Here is a 21055-nt window from a genome sequence, read left to right on the forward strand (position 1 = left end):
CGCTCAGCCGAATTTGGCGAGCAGCGTCGGCTCCACCGTCGAGGGCATGACGCGGTAGGACTTGAGCACCTGCGTCATCGCCTTCTGCCATGCGGAGGCGTTGGCACCCGACGACTTTATCCGAGTCGGCTCGTCGAGGGTGACCGCGACCACGTACTGCGGGTCCTCGGCGGGGGCGAAGCCGATCATCGTCGTGAAGTACACGCCGCTCTTGTAGCGCCCGTTGCCGTCGGTCTTCTCACCCGTGCCCGTCTTGTCGGCGACGTTGTAGCCGGCGACGGCGATCTGCGGCGCGAGCGTGCTCTGCAGGGCCACGTTCTCCATCATCTGCTGCACGGCGACGGCGGTCTCGGGCTTGACGACCTGCGACGACGCTCCCTGCTCGGGCTTCACGACGGTGCCGTCGGACTTCGTGCAGGACTCGATGAGCGACAGCGGGATCTTGAGGCCGTCGTTCGCGATCGCCTGGTAGGCGCCGACGAGCTCGGGGATCGTCGTCGAGACGCCCTGGCCGAACGCGATGTTGTAGTAGCTCTGGTTGTCCCACGAGTCGGGGGTGGGCAGGTAGCCCGTGGGCTGCCCGTAGAAGTCGATCTCGCTGCCGTCGCCGATGCCGAACTTCTTGAGGTAGTCGTAGCGCGTCTGGGCGCTCACGCGCTCGGCGAACTTCGAGATGCCCACGTTGGACGAGTCGATGAGCACCCCCGCGAGGGTGTAGACGTACGCGGGGTGCTGGAAGGCGTCGCCTACGCGCGCGCCGTTGGGGAACGACTCCTTCGACGATGCCGTCACGGTCGAGGTGGGCGTCTGTCCCCCCGCGTCGATGAGGGTCGCCGCGGTGAGCGGCTTGAAGGTCGAGCCGGGCTCGAACGAGTTGATGAAGATGCGGCTGCCGCGGTCGTTCGGGTCGGAGGCGTCGACGTCGTTGGGGTCGACGGTCGGGTAGTCCGCCGCCGCGCGGATCTTGCCGGTCTTGGCCTCGACGACCGTGATCGTGCCGGAGAGCGCGCCCATGTCCTGCGTCTGCTCGGCGATGAGCTGCTGCAGGTACCACTGCAGGTCGCGGTCGATCGTGAGCTGCAGCGTTCCACCGTCGACCGCAGGCTTCTCGACCGCCGTGCCCGGGATGATGACGCCGTCCTTGCCCTTCTCGTACGACATCGAGCCGTTCGTCGAGGTGAGGCAGTCGTCCTCGCGCTGCTCGAGGCCGCCGAGCGCCTGTCCGTCGATGCCCATGTAGCCGACGAGGTTGCCCGCCACCGCGCCGTCCGGATATGTGCGGGCGGGGTGCTCGTCGAAGTAGAGGAACGGGATGCCGAGCGCGGCGAGGGCACGGTACTGCTCCGTCGTCAGACCGCGCTTGAGCGGCGCGTACTGCGAGTCGGGATCCACCGCGACGGCATCGTCGACGACCTGCTGCACCTCTTCTGCCGTCTGGCCCGTGATCTCGCCTATCTCGCCGGCCATCTGGGTCCAGGTCACCTCTTCCTTGGTGCCGTCGGACTTCTCGCGCGTGATGTCGCGCACGTTCGAGGGGTCGAGCTGCGCGTCGTAGAGCAGGATGCTGCCCGCGAGGGTCTGCCCCTGCTCGTCGACGATGGAGCCACGTGTGCCGTAGAGCGGCCGCGAGCTGCCCAGCGCCGTCGCGAGCGAGTCCGCGATGTGCTCGCGGGCGCTCACGACCTGGATGTCGACGAGGCGGACGATGAATCCGGCGAGGACGGCGAGGACGACGGCGAGGGCGACCACGGTTCGGCGGCGCTGGCTGCGGGTGCTTTTCGTGGTCATGATCTCAGTGTGTCGTCGGGGTCGGGAGTCCGTCGGTGAGGGGTGGCGGAGTGTTGACGACGGGAGTGGTCCCGTCGGCCGGCGTCTCGTCGACCGGTATGGCCTCCAGGGGTACGCCCTGGATCGTCGCGTCGGGGTCGGTCACGAGAGGCGTGTCTGTGATGAGCGCGTTGGGGACGGCGCCGCGACCGATCGCGTCGACCGAGGACGCGCCCAGCGCGGCCTGGCTCGCACCGAGGATCGCGCCGTCGCTGAGCCGCAGGTAGCTGGGCGATTCGTTGATGACCATGCCGAGCGCAGCCGCGTTGGCGGCGAGGTACTGCGGCGAGCTGAGCCCCGCGACGTCGTCGTAGAGGATCTGCTTGTCCCAGTCGAGGTGGCGCTGCTGGCTCGTGAGCTTCGCGATCTCGTACGAGCCCTGCGTCGTGAGCACGGACAGCGACATCTGAGCCGCCCCGATCGCGACGGCGCCCGCGACCGCGACGACGGCGTAGAGGACCTTGGGACGGCGACGGCGGGCGGGCGCGGCGAGCGCCCGCAGCCGCCGTACCGGGTTCTCGCGACGGACCGGCGCGAGAGAGCTCGAGGCTGCGAGGGTCATACCGGCTCCCTCAGTCGCTCGGCGGCGCGGAGCCGCACGGGCGTCGCGCGCGGGTTGCGGGCGATCTCGGCCTCGTCCGCGAGCTCGGCGCCCTTGACGAGCAGCCGGAAGCGCGGCGCGTGCTCGGGAAGCTCGACGGGCAGGCCCTTCGGGGCGGTCGAGGCGACGGCATCCGCGAACACCCGCTTGACGAGGCGATCCTCGAGCGACTGGTACGACATCACGACGATGCGGCCGCCGACCGGCAGGAGCGACATCGCGGCGGGGATCGCATCCTCGAGCACCGACAGCTCGCGGTTCACTTCGATGCGCAGCGCCTGGAAGACGCGCTTGGCGGGATGCCCCTGCTTCGACACCGCGGCAGGCGTCGCCTTCTGCAGGATGTCGACGAGTCGGCCCGAGCGCTCGATGGGCGCCTCGCCGCGCGCCTGGATGATGGCACGCGCGTAGCGCCCCGCGAGCTTCTCTTCGCCGTAGCGCTCGAAGATGCGGCGCAGCTGCCCTTCGCTGTACGTCGCGAGGACATCGGCGGCGGTCGTGCCCGCCGACTGGTCCATGCGCATGTCGAGCGGAGCGTCCTGCGCGTACGCGAAGCCGCGGTCGGCGACGTCGAGCTGCAGCGACGAGACACCCAGGTCGAACAGGATGCCGTCGACGTGGTGGAGGCCAGTGGAGGAGACCGCCTCGACGATGCCGTCGTACACCGTGTGGACGAGCGTCACGCGGTCGCCGAACGGCGCGAGCCGCTCCCCCGCGATGCGCAGGGCGTCCTGGTCGCGGTCGAGGCCGATGAGCCGTGCCTGCGGGAAGCGCTCGAGCAGCGCCTCGGAGTGCCCGCCCATGCCGAGCGTCGCGTCGACGAAGACGGCGCCCTCGCGCTCGAGTGCGGGGGCGAGCAGCTCGACGCAGCGCTCGAGCAGCACGGGTGTGTGGATGTCGCGGAGGTTCATGATGTGGGGCCGGTCCCTCGGTCCTGATCCCCATCCGCTCTGACCTGACACCGGGGAAGTGCGTCAGGGCGGGAGCGGCTGGGAGTCACGGCCGAGGGCTCAGAACAGGCCCGGGATCACCTCCTGCTCCATCTCCGAGTAGCTGTCTTCGTTGCTGTCCGCGTAGGCGTTCCACGCCTCGGCGTTCCAGATCTCGGCGTGCGCCCCGACGCCCGTGACGACGAGGTCGCGGTCGAGGCCGGCGTAGGTGCGCAGGTGCGGGGGGATCGTGACGCGGTTCTGGCTGTCGGGCTTCTCGGCGCTGGCTCCCGAGAGGAACATGCGCTGGAAGTCGCGCGCCTGCTTGTTGGTCAGCGGAGCCTCGCGGATCCGCTCGTACACGCGCTCGAACTCCTGCGTGCTGAAGACGTAGAGGCAGCGCTCCTGCCCGCGGGTGATCACGACGCCGGGGCCGAGATCGTCCCGGAACTTCGAGGGAAGGATGACGCGGCCCTTCTCATCGAGCTTGGGAGTGTGCGTGCCCAAAAGCATCGGCAACCTCACCCCCTTCGTCCGGCCCCCGACGGGTTATGCGCCCACGCTACTCCACTTCCCTCCACTTTGTAACCCTCACGCACCACCACCGGGCTCCAGCGGCTCCCCCAGCCGGGATTCGCGGGCAACAAAAAAGCACCGACCCGGAGGTCGGTGCTCGTTGTCGTTCTCAGAGGATGATCAGTGATCCTCCTGCCGGCGATCCCATCGATCGTTCATGCGATCCATGAACGACGAGGACTGCCGGGGCTTGGCGGGCTGGTCGGTGTCGACGGGGATGCGGCCGAGGCCGCGCGTCGGGGTCACGGCGAGGACGACGCCGCCGAGCATCACGACGAACGCGATCACGCCGACGACGACGAGATCGGTCGAGACGCCGATGATGAGGCCCCCCAGACCCAGCAGCACGAGAATCGTGCCGTAGACGATGTTGCGGTAGCTCAGGGTGCGACCATCACGCGGCGCGCTGACGACGTCCGCGTCGTTGCGCATGAGATGGCGCTCCATCTCATCGAGCAGTCGCTGCTCCTGTTCGGAGAGTGGCATTCATCCCCCTCTTGCGGTCCAGACCCGTCGATTGTACGCGTGCCCTCTCTTACTAGGCTAGGCCCGTGTCACCCTCTCAGGATGCGGTCGCGGCGATTTCCCAGCGACTAGAGACGTTCATTTCGGGTGAGAGGGATGCAACGGCCGATCTGGGCTCCGAAGCGGCCCTCTTCGTCGAGGCCGCGGCGGCCGCCCTGCGGGGTGGAAAGCGGCTTCGCGGCCGGTTCTGCATCGCGGGCCACCGGGCCGTCGCCGAGGCCGGCGGAGCCGCGGCGGAGCTGACGGACGAGGTCGTCTCGGCCGCCGCAGCCCTCGAGATCTTCCACGCCGCGGCGCTTGTCCACGACGATCTCATCGACAATTCCGACACGCGCCGCGGCAGCCCCGCGGCCCACCGCGCACTCGAGCAGTCACACGGCGCCTCCGGCTGGGTGGGCGACGCCGCCGCGTTCGGCAGGTCGGCCGCGATCCTGCTCGGCGACCTGCTCGTCGCGTGGAGCGACGATCTGCTCGAGCAGGGGCTCGGCGCGGCATCCGGAGCCGTCTCGGCCGCGACGCGCGGCGAGTACGCGCGCATGCGGCGGGACGTGACCGTCGGGCAGTTCCTCGACATCGCCGAGGAGTCGGCGTTCCTGACCGAGCCCGACGAGCGCCACGCCGAGCGCGCGCTGCGGGTCGCCTCGTTCAAGTCCGCGCGCTACAGCGTGCAGCAGCCGCTCGCGATCGGTGCGGCACTCGCGGGGGCGGATGCCGCGCAGCAGGCGGCGCTCGCCTCGTTCGGGCATCCCCTCGGGATGGCGTTCCAGCTGCGCGACGATGTGCTGGGCGTCTTCGGGGACGAAGCGCAGACGGGCAAGCCGTCGGGCGACGATCTGCGCGAGGGCAAGCGCACCGTCCTCATCGCGTACGCGCGCGAAGAACTGGATGCCCCGGCTCGGCGCATCGTCGACGAGCTCGTGGGCGATCCGACCCTCGATGCCGACCAGGTCGCCGCCCTGCAGCGCACGATCGTCGAGACGGGCGCGCTCGATCGCGTCGAGGCGCTCATCGCGGACTACTCGCGCGAGGCGGAGCGCGCGCTGTCCGGCGCGCGGCTCGGCAACGCGGCGGTCAACGAGCTGCGCGAGCTCGCGCGGGCCGCGACCGTCCGGTCGAACTGACCGCCAAGCAGATCAGGCCAGGCCGCGTGCGACGCGCCGGACCTCGCTCTTGCGTCCCGCGAGCAGCGCCTCGATGGGCGCGGTGCCGATCGAGTCGTCGGTCTCGAGCAGCCAGTCGATCGCCTCGTCGTCGTCGAACCCCGCGTCGTGCAGCACGAAGACGGTTCCGCGCAGCGACGAGAGCGGGTGCCCGTCGACGATGAAGACCGCCGGCACCTTGAGCGCGCCGTGGCGGCGCGATCCGATGAGGTGGAATTCGTCGAGGAGTCTCCGCACTCGCCCGAGCGGTTCGTCGAGGACCTCGACGAGTTCGGGCAGAGAGAGCCAATCGGTCTCGAGACGCGGCGCAGGATCAGCGGTCACCGATCCACTATCTCATCCCGTCGAAGGTGCCGCGCGCCCGCCCGGGGCGCGAGTCACACGATTCACATCAGTCACATCAGTCACATAAACCCCGTCTTTATCATCTGTTGACAGTGATTCACTTCCGTGACACGGTGTGGAGGTCACAGAGGGGGGAAACTCGTGCGACATTCCACCAACCGCAGGCCCATCACCGCGGCAGCCGTCGTTCCGGCGGCCGTCGCGGGATCGATCGCGCTGCTGCTCAGCGCCCCGCCGGCGACCGCGGCCGAGCCCGAGCACGAGACGCGCGTCGCTCGCGCACCTCAGCTCGCCATCGCGGGAGTCGCGGTGTCACGCGTCGCGCCGGCCACGGCAGCCGCTCCCGCGACCTACACGGTGCAGCGCGGCGACACCGTGTTCGGCATCGCGATGCGCTACGGACTGCGCACCGCCGACGTCCTCGCCCTCAACGGGCTGACCTCGGCGTCGATCATCCAGCCCGGCCAGGTGCTGCGACTCACGGGCTCGGCGGCTGCGGCGCCCGCCGCCCCCGCGACGCCCGTCGCGGCATCCGGAACCTACACGGTCGTCGCAGGCGACACGCTCTCGGCGATCGCCAAGCGCAACGGCGTCACGGTGCAAGCGCTCTTCGCCGCCAACGGCCTCGGCTGGTCGTCGATCATCTACCCGGGCCAGAAGCTCGTGCTTCCCGGCGGCGCCTCCGCAGTCCCACCCGCCGCGCCTGCAGCTCCTGCGGCTCCCGCGACGCCGGTCGCGGCATCCGGAACCTACACGGTCGTCGCAGGCGACACGCTCTCGGCGATCGCCAAGCGCAACGGCATCACGGTGCAGACGCTCTTCGCCGCCAACGGCCTCGGCTGGTCGTCGATCATCTACCCGGGCCAGAAGCTCGCGCTGGCCGTCGCTCCCGTCGCACCGTCTCCGTCGCCGGCTCCCGCGCCGACGACGCCGGCGCAGGAGCCCGTGCCGACGCTCGACGCCGAGCAGATCGGGCACGTGCGCCTCATCATCGGGATCGGGCGCGAGCTCGGCGTCCCCCAGCGCGGCATCGCGATCGCGCTGGGCGCCGCGATGCAGGAGTCGTGGCTGCGCAACCTGAGCTGGGGCGACCGCGATTCGCGGGGCCTGTTCCAGCAGCGGCCGAGCGCCGGCTGGGGCACCGAGGCTGAGGTGCAGGATGCCGCGCGCGCGACGCGCGTCTTCTACGGCGGGCCGTCCGACCCCAACGGGTGGAACACGCGGGGCCTGCTCGACATCCCCGGCTGGCAGGACATGTCCTTCACGCAGGCGGCTCAGGCCGTGCAGATCTCGGCCTACCCCGACCGGTATGCGCGGTGGGAGACCGCCGCGAACACCTGGCTCGCGACGTACGGATGACGCATGCGAGCGCCGTCCGCCGGGTGAGGCGCTCCCGGGGCTCACAGCCCCGCATCCGTAGAATCTGACCGTGAGCACGAGTCAGCAGGCCGACCCGCTGATCGGACGTCTCGTCGACGGCCGATACCGGGTTCGCGCGCGCATCGCGCGCGGCGGCATGGCGACCGTGTACGTCGCGACCGACCTGCGCCTCGAGCGGCGCATCGCGCTCAAGGTCATGCACGGGCACCTGAGCGACGACACCGTGTTCCAGAGCCGGTTCATCCAGGAGGCCCGCGCCGCGGCGCGCCTCGCGGATCCGCACGTCGTCAACGTCTTCGACCAGGGTCAGGACGGAGACATGGCGTACCTCGTCATGGAGTACCTGCCCGGCATCACCCTCCGCGAGCTCATGCGCGAGCAGAAGCGCCTGACCGTCGCGCAGACGATCACGATCATGGACGCGATCCTGTCGGGTCTCGCCGCCGCCCACCGGGCTGGGATCGTGCACCGCGACGTCAAGCCCGAGAACGTTCTGCTCGCCGAGGACGGTCGCATCAAGATCGGCGACTTCGGCCTCGCTCGCGCGACGACCGCCAACACCGCGACGGGCGCGCAGCTGCTCGGGACGATCGCCTACCTCGCGCCCGAGCTCGTGACACGCGGCACCGCCGACGCCCGCAGCGACATCTATTCGCTCGGGATCATGCTGTACGAGATGCTCGCGGGCGAACAGCCGTACCAGGGCGAGCAGCCCATGCAGATCGCCTTCCAGCACGCGACCGATTCCGTGCCGAGGCCGAGCGTCAAGAACCCCGGCGTCCCCGAACAGCTCGACGAGCTCGTCCTGTGGGCGACCGAGAAGTCTCCCGACGAGCGCCCCGTCGACGCGCGCGAGATGCTCGACCGGCTGCGCGAGATCGAGCGCGAGCTCGGCATCCAGCCCCAGGTCGCGCGCACGGCCCCGACGAGCGTCATCCGCGACGAGGACGGCGCGCAGGCCGAGCTCACCAAGGTGCTGCCCGCCGCGATCACAGGCCCCATGGCGGCGATCGACGACGCCGACAACGCCGCGCGCCTGCGGGCGGCGACCAAGAAGCGCACGCGCCGGGGCGCGTGGCTCTTCGCGCTCGTCATCGTGCTCGCGGCTCTCGCGGCCGGCATCGGCTGGTGGTTCGGCTCGGGTCCCGGTTCGCAGGTCGCGATCCCGGATGTCTCGAACCGGACCTTCGCCGAGGCTCAGGCGCAGCTCGCCGAAGAAGGGCTCGTCGCCGTCCAGGAGGACGTCTTCGACTTCGACATCGCGGCCGGCACGACGGTCGGTTCGGATCCCGGTGCGGGGTCCCGCGTCGACAAGGAGTCGACCGTCACGGTGTTCGTGTCGAAGGGACCGCAGGACCACGCGGTCGCGGCGCTCGCAGGCCTGCCGGCGGATCAGGCCAGGGGCGCGCTCGAGGGCGTGCGCGTCACGGTCGGCGACGACGAGCTGTACTTCACGGATGCCGCCGAGAACACCGTCATCGCGGCGTGGATCACGCCGCGGGCCGGCGGCGATCCCATCGAGTGCACCAACGGCTGCACGATCCACGAGGGCGATTCCGGTGTGCTGTCGGTCTCGGTCGGCCCCGTGCCGGATGTCGCGGGTCAGAGCGTCGGCGACGCGACGGCCGCGCTCAACGCGAAGAACCTGCAGATCGCGGGCACGACGGAGGAGACGAGCGAGTCCGTCGAGAAGGGGCTCGTGATCCGCATCGCCGACCGCGAAGGCGGCGGCTCGTGGCGCCCCGGCGAGGCAGTGACGCTCGTGGTCTCGTCCGGTCCCCCGCTCTTCCCCGTGCCGAACGTCGTCGACAAGACCCTCGCCGAGGCGAAGAAGATCCTCAGCGACGCGGGCTTCCGCGCGACCTACAACCCGCTGTGGGAGCCCTTCGCCCTCATCGCGACGGTCGTCGCCCAGGACCCCGAAGACGGCGCCCAGCGGGTCAAGGGCACGTCGGTCTCGCTCGACCTGAGCGCGACCGACTGACCTGCACCGTCTCGCGTGAGTCCGCGCCGCGCGGTCCAGGACCCGCGGGGAGCCCCGCTAGAGGCGCTCGAGCTCCTCGGCGACGAGGAAGGCGAGCTCGAGCGACTGCATGTGGTTCAGGCGCGGGTCGCACAGGCTCTCGTAGCGCGTCGCGAGGGTCGCCTCGTCGATCTGCTCCGAACCGCCCAGGCACTCCGTCACGTCGTCGCCCGTGAGCTCGACGTGGATGCCGCCGGGGAACGTGCCGACCGCCCGGTGCGCCTCGAAGAAGCCGCGCACCTCGTCCACGACGTCGTCGAAGCGGCGGGTCTTGTAGCCCGTCGGGGTCGTGATGCCGTTGCCGTGCATCGGGTCGGTGACCCACAGCGGGGTGGCGCCCGACGCCTTGACGGCCTCGAGCAGCGGCGGGAGTGCGTCGCGGATCTTTCCGGCGCCCATGCGCGTGATGAACGTCAGGCGGCCGGGCTCGCGCTCGGGGTCGAGCTTGTCGATGAGCTCGAGCGCCGTGTCCGTCGAGGTCGACGGGCCCAGCTTCACACCGATGGGGTTGCGGATCTTGGAGAAGTAGTCGACGTGCGCGCCGTCGAGGTCGCGCGTGCGCTCGCCGATCCACACGAAGTGCGCCGACGTGTTGTACGGCGTCCCCGTGCGCGAGTCGATGCGCGTCATGGGGCGCTCGTAGTCCATGAGCAGGCCCTCGTGGCCCGTGTAGAACTCGACGCGGCGCAGCTCGTCGAAGTCGGCGCCCGCCGCCTCCATGAACTTGATGGCGCGGTCGATATCGGTCGCGAGGCGCTCGTACTGCTGATTCGCGGGGTTCTGCGCGAAGCCCTTGTTCCACGAGTGCACTTCGCGCAGGTCGGCGAAGCCGCCCTGTGTGAAGGCGCGGATCAGATTGATGGTCGATGCAGCCGTGTGGTAGCCCTTGAGCAGCCGTGCGGGGTCGGGCTGGCGGGACGCCTCGGTGAAGTCGAAGCCGTTGACGATGTCGCCGCGGTAGGCGGGCAGCGTCACGTCGCCGCGGGTCTCGGTGTCGCTCGAGCGGGGCTTGGCGAACTGGCCCGCCATGCGGCCCATCTTGACGACCGGCATGGAGGCGCCGTAGGTCAGCACGACCGCCATCTGCAGCACGGTCTTGATGCGGTTGCGGATCTGCTCCGCCGTCGCACCCGCGAACGTCTCGGCGCAGTCGCCGCCCTGAAGGAGGAACGCCTTGCCTTCGGCGGCCTTCGCGAGCCGGTCGCGCAGGTTGTCTACCTCGCCGGCGAACACGAGCGGCGGCAGCGTCGCGATCTCGTCGGAGACCGCCGCGACGGCATCCCGGTCATACCACTCGGGCTGCTGCTTGATGGGCAGGGTCCGCCAGTGGTCGAGAGCGTCGAGCTGCTGAAGCATCCGGCAAGTCTATCGGCGCGGCCGAGTCGATCGGCGACCTGCTACGCGGGGGCGGCACCGCACAGCCCCGCGGCCACGCCATGCCCGACCACGCCACGACGCTGCGCCGTCCTACCTCGCGGCGCGGGGCTTGTTCAGCCGGTCCTTGACCGTCGAGGCGTAGACGTCCTCGTACTCCTGCTCGCCGAGACGCTGGAGCGCGACCATGATCTCGTCCGTGACGGAGCGCAGGATGTAGCGGTCGCCCTCCATGCCCTCGAATCGCGAGAAGTCCAGCGGCTCGCCGATGACGATGCCCACGCGCACGATGCGCGGCCATCGCGTGCCGATCGGCATCATCGTGTCGGTGTCGACCATGACGACCGGCACGACCGGGACGTGCGCCTCGAGCGCCATCCGCGCAAGGCCCGTCCGCCCGCGATAGAGCTTCCCGTCGGGGCTGCGCGTGCCTTCGGGGTAGATCCCGAGCAGATCGCCGTGGCCGAGCACCTGCAGACCCGTATTGAGAGATGCCTCGGATGCCTTGCCGCCCGACCGGTCGATCGGGATCTGACCCGTCATCTTGAAGAACATGCGCGTCGCCCAGCCCTTGATGCCCTTGCCCGTGAAGTAGTCGCTCTTCGCGAGGAAGGCGACGGGGCGGTCGATCATGAGCGGCAGGAAGATCGAGTCGACGAACGACAGGTGATTGCTCGCAAGGATCGCGGCTCCGGATGTCGGCACATTGCGCCGCCCGACGATCCACGGTCGCCAGATGGCCTTCGTGATCGGGCCGATCACGACGTACTTCATGAGCCAGTAGAACAATGCCCATCACCCCCCGTGAGGTCGGCGGCTCCGCCGATCATGACGCACTTCTCAGGCCAGCGGAACACTGCCGCCCGCGCGCCGCGACTATGCGCCGCCTCCCGCGAGGTCGGCCGCGCCGATGATTCCGGCGTCGTTGCCGAGGCGCGCGATCGCGAACTCGGCGATCGGGCGGTCGCCGTGGCCCGGGAGCGCCGTGCGATACGCGGCGCGGACGGGCTCGAGGAGCACCTCTCCGAGTTCGGCCACTCCCCCGCCGATGACGAACAGCGACGGGTCGAGCACCGCCTGGAAGCCTCCGCACGCCTCGCCGAGGGCCGTCGCGACGCGACGCAGCGCCTCGAGCGCGCCGGGGTCGCCCGCCAGGACGAGACGCGAGACGGCCGGGCCGCTGATCGAGCCCTTCTCGGCGCGGACGGCCGCGAGGGCGTCGCCGATCCCGCCGCCGTCGGCGATGTCGTTGGCCTCGCGCTGCAGCGCGCGGCCCGACGCATACTGCTCGAGGCATCCGCTCTGCCCGCACCCGCACGGCCGGCCTTCGCGCGTGAAGCGCGTGTGGCCCAGTTCGGCGCCGATGCCGTGTCCGCCGCGATAGAGGTGCCCGTTCAGGATGACGGCGCCGCCGACGCCCGTGCCGAGCGTCAGCATGACCATGTCGTCGACGTGGGCGCCGCCGCCGAAGCGGTACTCCGCCCAGCCCGCTGCGTTCGCGTCGTTGTCGATCGTGACGTGCGTGTCGAGCCGCGCCTCGAGCTTCGCCTTGAGGGGCTCGTTGTGCCACGCGATGTTGGGGGCGTGGATGATGACGGCGCCGTCGCGGTCGACGAACCCGGCGGCTGCGACGCCGACGGCTGTGACCTCGTACGTGTCGGAGAAGTGCCGGACCATGTCGACGACGGCATCCTCGAGCGCGGCCGGGTCGGTCGGCGTCTCGACCCGCAGCTGCTCGATGATGCGGCCCTCGTCATCGACCACACCGCCCGCGATCTTCGTTCCGCCGATGTCGATCCCGACCTTGAGCACTGCTCTCCCTTCCGGCACGTCGCGACGCGACGGCGCCTGAGAGTCTATCCGGGCGCGTCATCGGCGTTCGGCGCGGGTGCTCGGCCGCGCCGCGGTGCGCGCGAGAGCAAGCGCATACACTCGAAGCAAGCAACCCCGAGATGTGAAATCCGGTTACGAAGGAGTCACCGTGGTCCAATTCGAAGTCCCCCCCATCGTTCCCGCAGATCCGCAGGCGAACGTGACGGACCTGCTCGTGGAGCGGGTCAAGAAGACGCCCGACAGGGCTCTGTTCGCGGTGCCCGAAGGGGACGGCTGGCGCGACATCACGGCCGCCGAGTTCCAGCGCCAGGTCATCGCCCTCGCCAAGGGCTTCGCCGCCGCGGGCATCGAGCCCGGCGACAAGGTCGGGTTCATCGCGCGCACGACATACGACTGGACGCTCGTCGACTTCGCCCTCTTCTATGCGGGCGCGGTCATGGTGCCGATCTACGAGACGAGTTCGGCGGCGCAGATCTCGTGGATCTGCTCGGACTCCGGCGTCGTGGCCTGCATCACGGAGTCCGCCGACCACACCGATCGCCTCGCCGAGGTGCGCGGCGAGATCCCGCTCGTGCGCTCGACGTGGACGATGCACGGCGGCGACCTCGCCAAGCTCGTCGAGCAGGGCAAGGATGTTCCGGATGCCGAGATCGAGAGGCGGCGCAACATCGCGACCGGCTCCGACATCGCGACGCTCATCTACACCTCGGGCTCCACAGGTCGCCCGAAGGGCTGCGTCCTGACGCACAGCAACTTCGTCGAGCTCAGCCGCAACTCCGCCAAGGCGCTCTCGGACGTCGTCGAGGTGCCCGGCGCGTCGACGCTCCTGTTCATCACGACGGCGCACATCTTCGCGCGCTTCATCTCGATCCTGGCGATCCACTCGGGCGTCAAGACGGGTCACCAGCCCGATACGAAGCAGCTGCTGCCGGCGCTCGGCTCGTTCAAGCCGACGTTCCTGCTCGCGGTCCCCCGCGTGTTCGAGAAGGTCTACAACTCGGCCGAGCAGAAGGCCGAAGCGGGCGGCAAGGGCAAGATCTTCCGCGCCGCCGCGCGCACCGCCGTCGAGCACTCGAAGCTCCTCGAAGAGGGCAAGAAGGTGCCGCTCGGCACCAAGATCAAGTTCGCCCTCTTCGACCGCCTCGTCTACAGCAAGCTGCGCGCCGCGATGGGCGGACGCGTCTCCTTCGCCGTGTCGGGCTCCGCGCCGCTCGGCTCGCGTCTCGGGCACTTCTTCCACAGCCTCGGCATCGTGATCCTCGAGGGCTACGGCCTCACCGAGACGACGGCCCCCGCGACGGTCAACCTCGCTACCAAGTCGAAGATCGGCACGGTGGGCCCCGCACTTCCGGGCGTGGGCGTCCGCCTCGCTGAGGACGGCGAGATCGAGGTGCGCGGCATCAACGTCTTCAAGGAGTACTGGCGCAATCCCGAGGCGACCGCCGCGACCTTCGACGGCGACTGGTTCAAGACGGGCGACATCGGCTCGTTCGACGATGAGGGCTTCCTCAAGATCACCGGCCGCAAGAAGGAGATCATCGTGACGGCGGGCGGCAAGAACGTCGCTCCCGCGGCGCTCGAGGATCCGATCCGTGCCAACCCCATCGTGGGTCAGGTCGTGGTCGTCGGAGATCAGAAGCCCTTCATCTCGGCGCTCGTGACCCTCGACCCCGAGATGCTCCCCTCGTGGCTCTCGAACAACGGGCTGTCCGCCGACATGTCGCTCACCGAGGCCGCCAAGAACAGCGCGGTCCGCGCCGAGATCCAGCGCGCGATCGACGGGGCGAACAAGTATGTGTCGCGGGCCGAGTCGATCCGCAAGTTCGCGATCCTGCCGACGGAGTGGACCGAGGCGAGCGGGCACCTGACGCCCAAGATGAGCATCAAGCGCAACGTCATCCTCGCCGACTACGCGGCCGACATCGAGGAGCTATACAACGTGCCCGTCTCGACGACGAACGTGTCGCTCGGCGGCTAGCAGGCATCCACCACGCGGAAGAGCCCCGGGCGACGCCCGGGGCTCTTCTCACAGCCAGTCGCTCTCGCGGATCTCGCGCATCGCGATCTTGCGGTTCTCCGGCGAGAGCCGCTGGATGTAGAGCATGCCGTCGAGGTGGTCGGTCTCGTGCTGCAGCGCCTGAGCCAGCAGCCCGTCGCCCTCGAGCACGACCTCCTCGCCGTCGAGGTCGATGCCGACGACCTTCGCGTGCGGATGCCGCAGCGCATCGTGCCAGAGACCCGGCACCGAGAGGCATCCCTCCCCCGTCGGCTCGAGCTCGCCCGAGACCTCGACGACCTCGGGGTTGAGGATGTAGCCGATGTCGCCGTCGATGTTGTAGCTGAAGGCGCGCAGTCCGACGCCGATCTGCGGTGCCGCGACCCCCGCGCGCCCCGGCAGGGCGACGGTGTCGAGCAGGTCCTGGACGAGTGCGCGGACGCCGTCGTCGATCTGCGTGATGGGCGCGCTCGGGGCGCGCAGAACGGGGTCGCCGAAGAGGCGGATGGGCCTGACCGTCATGTCAGGCGGCCGAGGCGAGCGTGCGCAGACCCTCGACGACGCATGCGGCGAGCTCGCGTGCCGCAAGACGCGTCTCGGGGCGCAGGTCGCGGAACGTGATCGCGCTTCCGGCCGCGATGTGCGGGTCGTACGGCATGCGGACGACGGCGCGCACGCGCGTGCGGAAGTGCGTCTCGAGCTCTTCGGGGCGCACGAGCGGCGTGCCCGGCCGTGCCGTGTTGAGCACGACGACCGCGTTGCGCACCTGCTCGGAGTACCCGTTCGTCTCGAGCCACGTGAGCGTCTCGGACGCCAGGCGCGCTTCGTCGACGCTCAGGCCGGCGACCACGACGAGCTGATCAGCGAGCTCGAGCGTCGCCTGCATGACGGAGTGCACGATGCCCGTGCCCGTGTCGGTGAGGACGATGGAGTAGTAGTGCGCGGCGAGGGTCGCGACATCCCGGTAGTCCCGATCGCTGAAGGCCTCGGAGACGCGGGGATCGGCATCCGACGCGAGGACGTCCAGGCGCGTGTCGTCGCGCGCGACGACCGACGAGATGCCGGCGTAGCCCGAGATCTCGGCGCGGTCGCGCACGAGATCGCGCACCGTCTTGCCATTCTGGCGGGCGATGCGGTCGGCGAGCGTGCCGCGGTCGGGGTTGGCGTCGACGGCGATGACGCGATCGTCGCGCGCGTCGGCGAGAGCCATGCCGAGCAGCGTCGTGATGGTCGTCTTGCCGACGCCGCCCTTGCGGGAGACGACGGGGACGAAACGGGCACCCGCGCCGAGCGGGGCGGCGATCCGGCGGTCGAGCTCTTTGCGGGCCCGAGCGCGCTTGCCGTCGCCGAGGTTGAGGCGGTGCCCCGTGAGCGAGTAGACGAAGTGCTGCCACGCCCCTTCGGGCTCCGGCCGGACGACCTGGTGGGGATCGAGCAGGCGGTCGGCGGTCAGCAGATCGGCCGACTCGCGACCCGGCTCGAATTCGCCGAGGCGCTTCGAGGTCAGTGTCAGGTCGGGACGCACGTCGGGACGCACCGGGGTGCGCTCGAGCGCCTGTGCACGGTCGGTGCGCTCGACCGACTCGGCATGGGCCTCGCGGCGCGTCGCGGGGATGGATCCGGTCGTCGTGGGCACGGCCTCCGTGCCGGGTGCGGATGCCGGCGGGAGCGAGGCCCACGTCTGGTCGCGGTCGGATGATGCCTGTTCGGTCACGATCTCGGCCTCCACGGTCGATTCGGTCAGGTCGGCGTCCGCGGCTGCCGCGAGCGGCTCCGCGTCGATCTCCTCGGCATCGACGATGTCGTCGGCGACATCCTCGGCGACGACGTCCTCGGCGGGGTCGTCTGCGCGCAGCGAGCTCTCGAACTCCGCGAGATCCCCTGCCGTGCTCTCGAGGGGCGCGGCGTCGAGCTCGTCGTCCCCGTCGGCGGGCATGATCTCGAACACCTCGACCTCGTCGACGATGACGTCATCGTCGTCGATGATGTCTTCCTCGACGTTCCCCGGCAGCGCGACGCTCACCTGTTCGGTTGAGCCGCCCAGGATGCCGAGGCCGGTCGTGTCGATGGCGCCGGTGTCGAGCATGCCGTTCTCGGGCTCATCGGCGGGTGTGTGGTCGTTGCGATCTGGCGTCACTGCGTGGTCTCCAGGGGGTGGATCGGGTGTCGTGCCCCCCGCTCAGGCTACTGGGAAGGGCGGATGACGACCAAAAGGTCTCCCGCGTCCACCTGTCGGGTGCCCGAGATCGCGAGCCTCTCGACGACGCCGTCGACGGGAGACGTGATGGCCGCCTCCATCTTCATGGCCTCGATCGACGCGACCGGCTGACCGGCGGTCACGACGGCGCCCACCTCGACCTTGACCGTCACGGCGCCCGAGAAGGGTGCCGCGATCTGGCCCGGCCGCGACGTGTCGGCGCGCTCCGCGGCGACAGCTTCGACCTTGATCGAGCGGTCCCGGACGTACACGGGACGCAGCTGCCCGTTGAGGGTCGTCATGACGGTGCGGATGCCCTTGGCATCCGGCTCGCCGATCGCCTCGAGGCCCACGTAGAGCTGCACGCCGGGATCGATCTCTGCGACATGCTCCTCGCCGGGCGTGAGTCCGTACAGGTAGTCGGGCGTCCCGAGGGCGGTCAGATCGCCGTAGGCCGCGCGGTTCTCTTCGAACTGCTTCGTCGGCGCGGGGAAGAGCAGGCGGTTGAGGGTGCGCCGCCGAGTCGCGGCATCTCCGACCAGCCCCGCCTCCTCGTCGTCGTTCAGCGGCGGGATCTCGATCGAGACCTCTCGGCCGGCGAGCACCTTCGTGCGGAACGGCTCCGGCCAGCCGCCGGGCAGGTCGCCGAGTTCGCCCGCCATGAAGCCGACGACGGAGTCCGGGATGTCGTAGCTCTGGGGGTTCTCCTCGAAGTCCGCGGGGTCGGCCCGCACCGCGACGAGCGCGAGCGCGAGGTCGCCGACGACCTTCGACGACGGCGTCACCTTGGGGATCCTGCCCAGGATCCGGTCGGCGGCCGCGTACATGTCCTCGATGAGCTCGAAGTCGTCCGCGAGCCCCAGCGCGATCGCCTGCTGGCGCAGGTTCGAGAGCTGCCCGCCCGGGATCTCGTGGTGGTACACCCGGCCCGTGGGGCTCGGAAGGCCGGACTCGAACGGGCGGTACAGGTGCCGCACGGCCTCCCAGTACGGCTCGAGGTCGCCGACGGCGTCGAGGGCGAGGCCCGTGTCGCGGTCGGTGTGCGCGAGGGCCGCGACGAGCGCCGACAGCGAGGGCTGGCTCGTCGTCCCCGCGAGCGGGGCGGCCGCGGCATCCACGGCGTCCGCACCCGCGGCACTCGCTGCGAGCAGCGTCGCGAGCTGCCCACCGGCCGTGTCGTGCGTGTGGACGTGCACGGGCTGGTCGAACCGCTCGCGCAGCGCCGTCACGAGCTTGGCGGCGGCGCCGGGGCGCAGCAGGCCCGCCATGTCCTTGATCGCGATGACATGCGCGCCCGACTCGACGATGCTCTCGGCGAGGCGCAGGTAGTAGTCGAGCGTGTAGAGACGCTCGTTCGGGTCGAGCAGGTCGCCCGTGTAGCAGAGGGCGACCTCGGCGAGCGCCGTCCCGGTGCCGAGCACCGCGTCGATCGCCGGCCGCATCTGCGACACGTCGTTGAGGGCGTCGAAGATGCGGAAGATGTCGACGCCGGTCGCGGCCGCCTCGCGGACGAAGGCGTCCGTCACGGCGACGGGCCGTGGCGTGTAGCCCACGGTGTTGCGACCGCGCAGGAGCATCTGGATCGGGATGTTGGGCATCGCGACGCGCAGCGCCTCGAGGCGCTCCCACGGGTCCTCCGCGAGGAAGCGCAGGGCGACGTCGTAGGTCGCCCCGCCCCACGCCTCGACCGAGAGCAGCTGGGGCGTGAGCCGCGAGACGTGCGGACCGACGCGGACGAGGTCGCGCGTGCGGACACGCGTCGCGAGCAGCGACTGGTGCGCGTCGCGGAAGGTCGTCTCGGTGACCGCGAGGGCCGTCTGCGCCCGCAGGGCGCGGGCGAACTCCGCGGGTCCGAGAGCGCGCAGCCGGTCGAGGGTCCCTTCGGGGGCGGGCGCCGTCAGATCGATGTCGGGCAGCTTGCTGCCGGGCGACACCGAGAGCGGCTTCTCGCCGTAGGGACGGTTGACCGTGACGTCGGCGAGCCAGTTGAGCAGCTTCGTCGCACGGTCGCGCGACGGGTGGCTCGTGAGCAGCTCGGGACGCTCGTCGATGAACGACGTGCTGAGGTCGCCCGCCACGAAGGCGGGGTCTTCGAGCACGGCGCGCAGGAACGGGATGTTCGTGGAGACGCCGCGGATGCGGAACTCCGCAAGCGCGCGCTTGGCGCGGGCCACCGCGGCCGGGAAATCGCGGCCGCGGCACGTGAGCTTCGCGAGCATCGAGTCGAAGTGCGGGCTGATCTGCGACCCCGCCGCCGTCGTGCCGCCGTCGAGGCGGATGCCGGCGCCGCCCGGTGAGCGGTAGGTCGTGATGCGACCCGTGTCGGGCCGGAAGCCCTGCGAGGGGTCCTCGGTCGTGAGTCGGCACTGCAGCGCCGCACCACGCAGCGTGATGTCCTTCTGTTCGAGGCCGAGCTCCTTCAGCGTCGCGCCGGCGGCGATCCGCATCTGGGACTGCACGAGGTCGACATCCGTCACCTCTTCGGTGACCGTGTGCTCGACCTGGATGCGCGGGTTCATCTCGATGAAGACGTGCTGGCCCGCCCGCTCGCCCGCCGTGTCGACGAGGAACTCGACAGTCCCGGCGTTGACGTACGAGATCGAGCGCGCGAAGGCGACGGCGTCGCGGTGGATGCGCTGGCGCAGGTCGTCGTCGAGGTTCGGCGCCGGAGCGATCTCGATGACCTTCTGGTGCCGGCGCTGCACGGAGCAGTCCCGCTCGAACAGGTGGACCGTCTCGCCCGTGCCGTCCGCGAGGATCTGCACCTCGATGTGGCGCGGGCGGACGACAGCCTGCTCGAGGAAGACCCGCGGGTCGCCGAACGCCGCGCCGGCCTCGCGCATCGCCTCGGCGATCGCGGGGGGCAGCTCGCCGGGCGTCTCGACGCGGCGCATGCCGCGTCCGCCGCCGCCTGCGACAGCCTTGACGAAGATCGGGAACCCGATGTCGGCGGCCTGCGCGACGAGGGCGTCGACATCGTCGGATGCCGGAGTCGAGGCGAGGACGGGAACGCCTGCGGCGATCGCGTGCTCCTTCGCCGTGACCTTGTTGCCCGCCATTCCCAGCACCGTCGAGGACGGGCCGATGAAGGTGATGCCGTTCTCGGCGGCGCGCGCAGCGAGGTCCGGGTTCTCCGAGAGGAAGCCGTAGCCGGGGTAGATGGCGTCGGCGCCCGACTGCAGGGCGACCCGGATGATCTCGTCGATGTCGAGATACGCGCGCACGGGATGCCCCGGCTCACCGATCTCGTACGACTCGTCGGCTTTCTGCCTGTGCAGGGAGCCGCGATCCTCGAACGGGAACACCGCGACTGTGCGCGCTCCCAGCTCGTAAGCAGCGCGGAATGCGCGAATCGCGATCTCACCGCGGTTGGCGACCAGGATCTTCCGGAACATTGCTACCTCATCGGGGCCGGCGTCAAGTGGGGGCTGAGTGTGCTCTCAGCCTAGGGGACGGTAACGTAGACCCTTGTGCACGTACTCTCGGTCAGCTCGCTCAAGGGTGGCGTCGGAAAGACGACGGTGACCCTCGGGCTCGCGTCTGCGGCCTTCGCGCGGGGTGTCCGCACGCTCGTCGTCGACCTCGACCCCCAGTCGGACGTGTCCACGGGCATGGACATCCAGGTCGCCGGGCGGCTCAACGTCGCCGATGTCCTGGCCAATCCGAAGGAGAAGGTCGTCCGTCAGGCGATCACCTCGAGCGGCTGGGCCAAGGTGCACCCCGGCACGATCGACGTCCTGATCGGCAGCCCCTCTGCCATCAACTTCGACGGTCCGCACCCCAGTGTCCGCGACGTGTGGAAGCTCGAGGAGGCGCTCGCGACGATCGAGGCCGACTACGACCTCGTGCTCATCGACTGCGCCCCGTCGCTCAACGCGCTCACGCGGACGGCGTGGGCCGCGAGCGACCGCGTCATCGTCGTGACCGAGCCCGGACTCTTCTCCGTCGCAGCCGCCGACCGCGCGCTGCGCGCGATCGAGGAGATCCGCCGCGGCCTCTCCCCCCGCCTTCAGCCGCTCGGCATCGTCGTCAACCGCGTGCGTCCCCAGTCGATCGAGCACCAGTTCCGCATCAAGGAGCTGCGCGACATGTTCGGCCCGCTCGTCCTGTCGCCCCAGCTGCCCGAGCGCACGTCGCTGCAGCAGGCGCAGGGCGCCGCGAAGCCGTTGCACATCTGGCCAGGCGACTCCGCTCAGGAGCTCGCGGCCGACTTCGACGCGCTGCTCGACCGCGTCATGCGGACGGGGCGCATCCCCGTCGCAGGCGAAGCCCGCGCGTAACGAAGCCCA

Annotated in this window: 17 protein-coding genes; 5 read left to right on the top strand and 12 right to left on the bottom strand. The window is 70.2% G+C overall.

Annotated elements, in window-relative coordinates; all coding sequences use genetic code 11:
- Window positions 1-3: 3 nt before the first annotated feature.
- From MJ607_RS09045 to MJ607_RS09065, 5 genes are all read right to left on the bottom strand, one after another.
- On the bottom strand, window positions 4-1788 hold the full coding sequence (locus tag MJ607_RS09045) for a penicillin-binding protein 2 (protein ID WP_243075231.1): 1785 nt from the start codon (window positions 1786-1788) through the stop codon (window positions 4-6).
- A gap of 4 nt (window positions 1789-1792) precedes the next feature.
- Window positions 1793-2389: a hypothetical protein gene (locus MJ607_RS09050; protein WP_243075232.1), complete on the bottom strand. Its 597-nt coding sequence runs from the start codon at window positions 2387-2389 to the stop codon at window positions 1793-1795.
- Window positions 2386-3339 (bottom strand): 16S rRNA (cytosine(1402)-N(4))-methyltransferase RsmH, encoded by a 954-nt coding sequence (rsmH, locus tag MJ607_RS09055; protein ID WP_243075233.1) that lies wholly within the window; start codon window positions 3337-3339, stop codon window positions 2386-2388. The genes MJ607_RS09050 and rsmH overlap by 4 nt, the downstream gene beginning before the upstream one ends.
- 99 nt (window positions 3340-3438) lie before the next feature.
- Window positions 3439-3870, bottom strand: a complete 432-nt coding sequence (gene mraZ / locus MJ607_RS09060) for a division/cell wall cluster transcriptional repressor MraZ (RefSeq protein WP_243075234.1) — start codon at window positions 3868-3870, stop codon at window positions 3439-3441.
- A gap of 183 nt (window positions 3871-4053) precedes the next feature.
- On the bottom strand, window positions 4054-4419 hold the full coding sequence (locus tag MJ607_RS09065) for a DUF3040 domain-containing protein (protein WP_243075235.1): 366 nt from the start codon (window positions 4417-4419) through the stop codon (window positions 4054-4056).
- 65 nt (window positions 4420-4484) lie between these two features.
- Between MJ607_RS09065 and MJ607_RS09070 the strand changes: the two genes are divergently transcribed.
- Entirely contained in the window at window positions 4485-5579 is a 1095-nt protein-coding gene (locus tag MJ607_RS09070; RefSeq protein ID WP_243075236.1) for a polyprenyl synthetase family protein, read from the top strand.
- A gap of 12 nt (window positions 5580-5591) precedes the next feature.
- Here MJ607_RS09070 and MJ607_RS09075 read toward each other — a convergent pair whose 3' ends face one another.
- Complete coding sequence (locus MJ607_RS09075; protein WP_243075237.1) at window positions 5592-5942, bottom strand: Rv2175c family DNA-binding protein; 351 nt, start codon at window positions 5940-5942, stop codon at window positions 5592-5594.
- A 162-nt stretch (window positions 5943-6104) separates the two neighbouring features.
- On the opposite strand from MJ607_RS09075, the gene MJ607_RS09080 reads away from it, so the two are divergent.
- Entirely contained in the window at window positions 6105-7322 is a 1218-nt protein-coding gene (locus MJ607_RS09080) for a LysM peptidoglycan-binding domain-containing protein (RefSeq protein WP_243075238.1), read from the top strand.
- A gap of 70 nt (window positions 7323-7392) precedes the next feature.
- On the top strand, window positions 7393-9327 hold the full coding sequence (gene pknB / locus MJ607_RS09085) for a Stk1 family PASTA domain-containing Ser/Thr kinase (protein ID WP_243075239.1): 1935 nt from the start codon (window positions 7393-7395) through the stop codon (window positions 9325-9327).
- A gap of 57 nt (window positions 9328-9384) precedes the next feature.
- Here the strand turns inward: pknB and MJ607_RS09090 are convergent, their stop codons facing one another.
- From MJ607_RS09090 to MJ607_RS09100, 3 genes are all read right to left on the bottom strand, one after another.
- On the bottom strand, window positions 9385-10722 hold the full coding sequence (locus tag MJ607_RS09090) for a class II 3-deoxy-7-phosphoheptulonate synthase (protein ID WP_243075240.1): 1338 nt from the start codon (window positions 10720-10722) through the stop codon (window positions 9385-9387).
- A gap of 111 nt (window positions 10723-10833) precedes the next feature.
- Window positions 10834-11529: a 1-acyl-sn-glycerol-3-phosphate acyltransferase gene (locus MJ607_RS09095; RefSeq protein ID WP_243075241.1), complete on the bottom strand. Its 696-nt coding sequence runs from the start codon at window positions 11527-11529 to the stop codon at window positions 10834-10836.
- A gap of 87 nt (window positions 11530-11616) precedes the next feature.
- Window positions 11617-12552: an ROK family glucokinase gene (locus MJ607_RS09100; protein ID WP_243075292.1), complete on the bottom strand. Its 936-nt coding sequence runs from the start codon at window positions 12550-12552 to the stop codon at window positions 11617-11619.
- A gap of 169 nt (window positions 12553-12721) precedes the next feature.
- Between MJ607_RS09100 and MJ607_RS09105 the strand changes: the two genes are divergently transcribed.
- A complete protein-coding gene (locus MJ607_RS09105) occupies window positions 12722-14551 on the top strand; it encodes a long-chain fatty acid--CoA ligase (protein ID WP_243075242.1) in 1830 nt (609 codons plus the stop codon).
- Window positions 14552-14599: 48 nt separating this feature from the next.
- Here the strand turns inward: MJ607_RS09105 and def are convergent, their stop codons facing one another.
- Genes def through MJ607_RS09120 form a run of 3 tightly spaced genes read right to left on the bottom strand, consistent with a single transcriptional unit; the run spans window position 14600 to window position 20161 of the window.
- A complete protein-coding gene (gene def / locus MJ607_RS09110; RefSeq protein WP_243075243.1) occupies window positions 14600-15091 on the bottom strand; it encodes a peptide deformylase in 492 nt (163 codons plus the stop codon).
- Window position 15092: 1 nt separating this feature from the next.
- Window positions 15093-16706 carry a MinD/ParA family protein gene (locus MJ607_RS09115; protein ID WP_374238043.1) on the bottom strand — a complete coding sequence of 538 codons (1614 nt, stop codon included), beginning with the start codon at window positions 16704-16706 and terminating at the stop codon, window positions 15093-15095.
- 47 nt (window positions 16707-16753) lie between these two features.
- Window positions 16754-20161: a pyruvate carboxylase gene (locus tag MJ607_RS09120; RefSeq protein WP_243075244.1), complete on the bottom strand. Its 3408-nt coding sequence runs from the start codon at window positions 20159-20161 to the stop codon at window positions 16754-16756.
- Window positions 20162-20236: 75 nt separating this feature from the next.
- On the opposite strand from MJ607_RS09120, the gene MJ607_RS09125 reads away from it, so the two are divergent.
- Window positions 20237-21046, top strand: coding sequence for a ParA family protein (locus tag MJ607_RS09125; RefSeq protein WP_243075245.1), 810 nt, complete (start codon window positions 20237-20239; stop codon window positions 21044-21046).
- Window positions 21047-21055: the final 9 nt, after the last annotated feature.

This window comes from Microbacterium sp. SS28, assembly GCF_022761035.1.
Classification (GTDB): domain Bacteria; phylum Actinomycetota; class Actinomycetes; order Actinomycetales; family Microbacteriaceae; genus Microbacterium.

Bases quoted from the DNA above. Each gene is read 5' to 3' on its own strand.
- def (WP_243075243.1), bottom strand. From the start codon at position 15,091: ATGACGGTCAGGCCCATCCGCCTCTTCGGCGACCCCGTTCTGCGCGCC.
- MJ607_RS09065 (WP_243075235.1), bottom strand. From the start codon at position 4,419: ATGCCACTCTCCGAACAGGAGCAGCGACTGCTCGATGAGATGGAGCGC.
- MJ607_RS09120 (WP_243075244.1), bottom strand. From the start codon at position 20,161: ATGTTCCGGAAGATCCTGGTCGCCAACCGCGGTGAGATCGCGATTCGC.
- MJ607_RS09090 (WP_243075240.1), bottom strand. From the start codon at position 10,722: ATGCTTCAGCAGCTCGACGCTCTCGACCACTGGCGGACCCTGCCCATC.
- MJ607_RS09050 (WP_243075232.1), bottom strand. From the start codon at position 2,389: ATGACCCTCGCAGCCTCGAGCTCTCTCGCGCCGGTCCGTCGCGAGAAC.
- MJ607_RS09045 (WP_243075231.1), bottom strand. From the start codon at position 1,788: ATGACCACGAAAAGCACCCGCAGCCAGCGCCGCCGAACCGTGGTCGCC.
- mraZ (WP_243075234.1), bottom strand. From the start codon at position 3,870: ATGCTTTTGGGCACGCACACTCCCAAGCTCGATGAGAAGGGCCGCGTC.
- rsmH (WP_243075233.1), bottom strand. From the start codon at position 3,339: ATGAACCTCCGCGACATCCACACACCCGTGCTGCTCGAGCGCTGCGTC.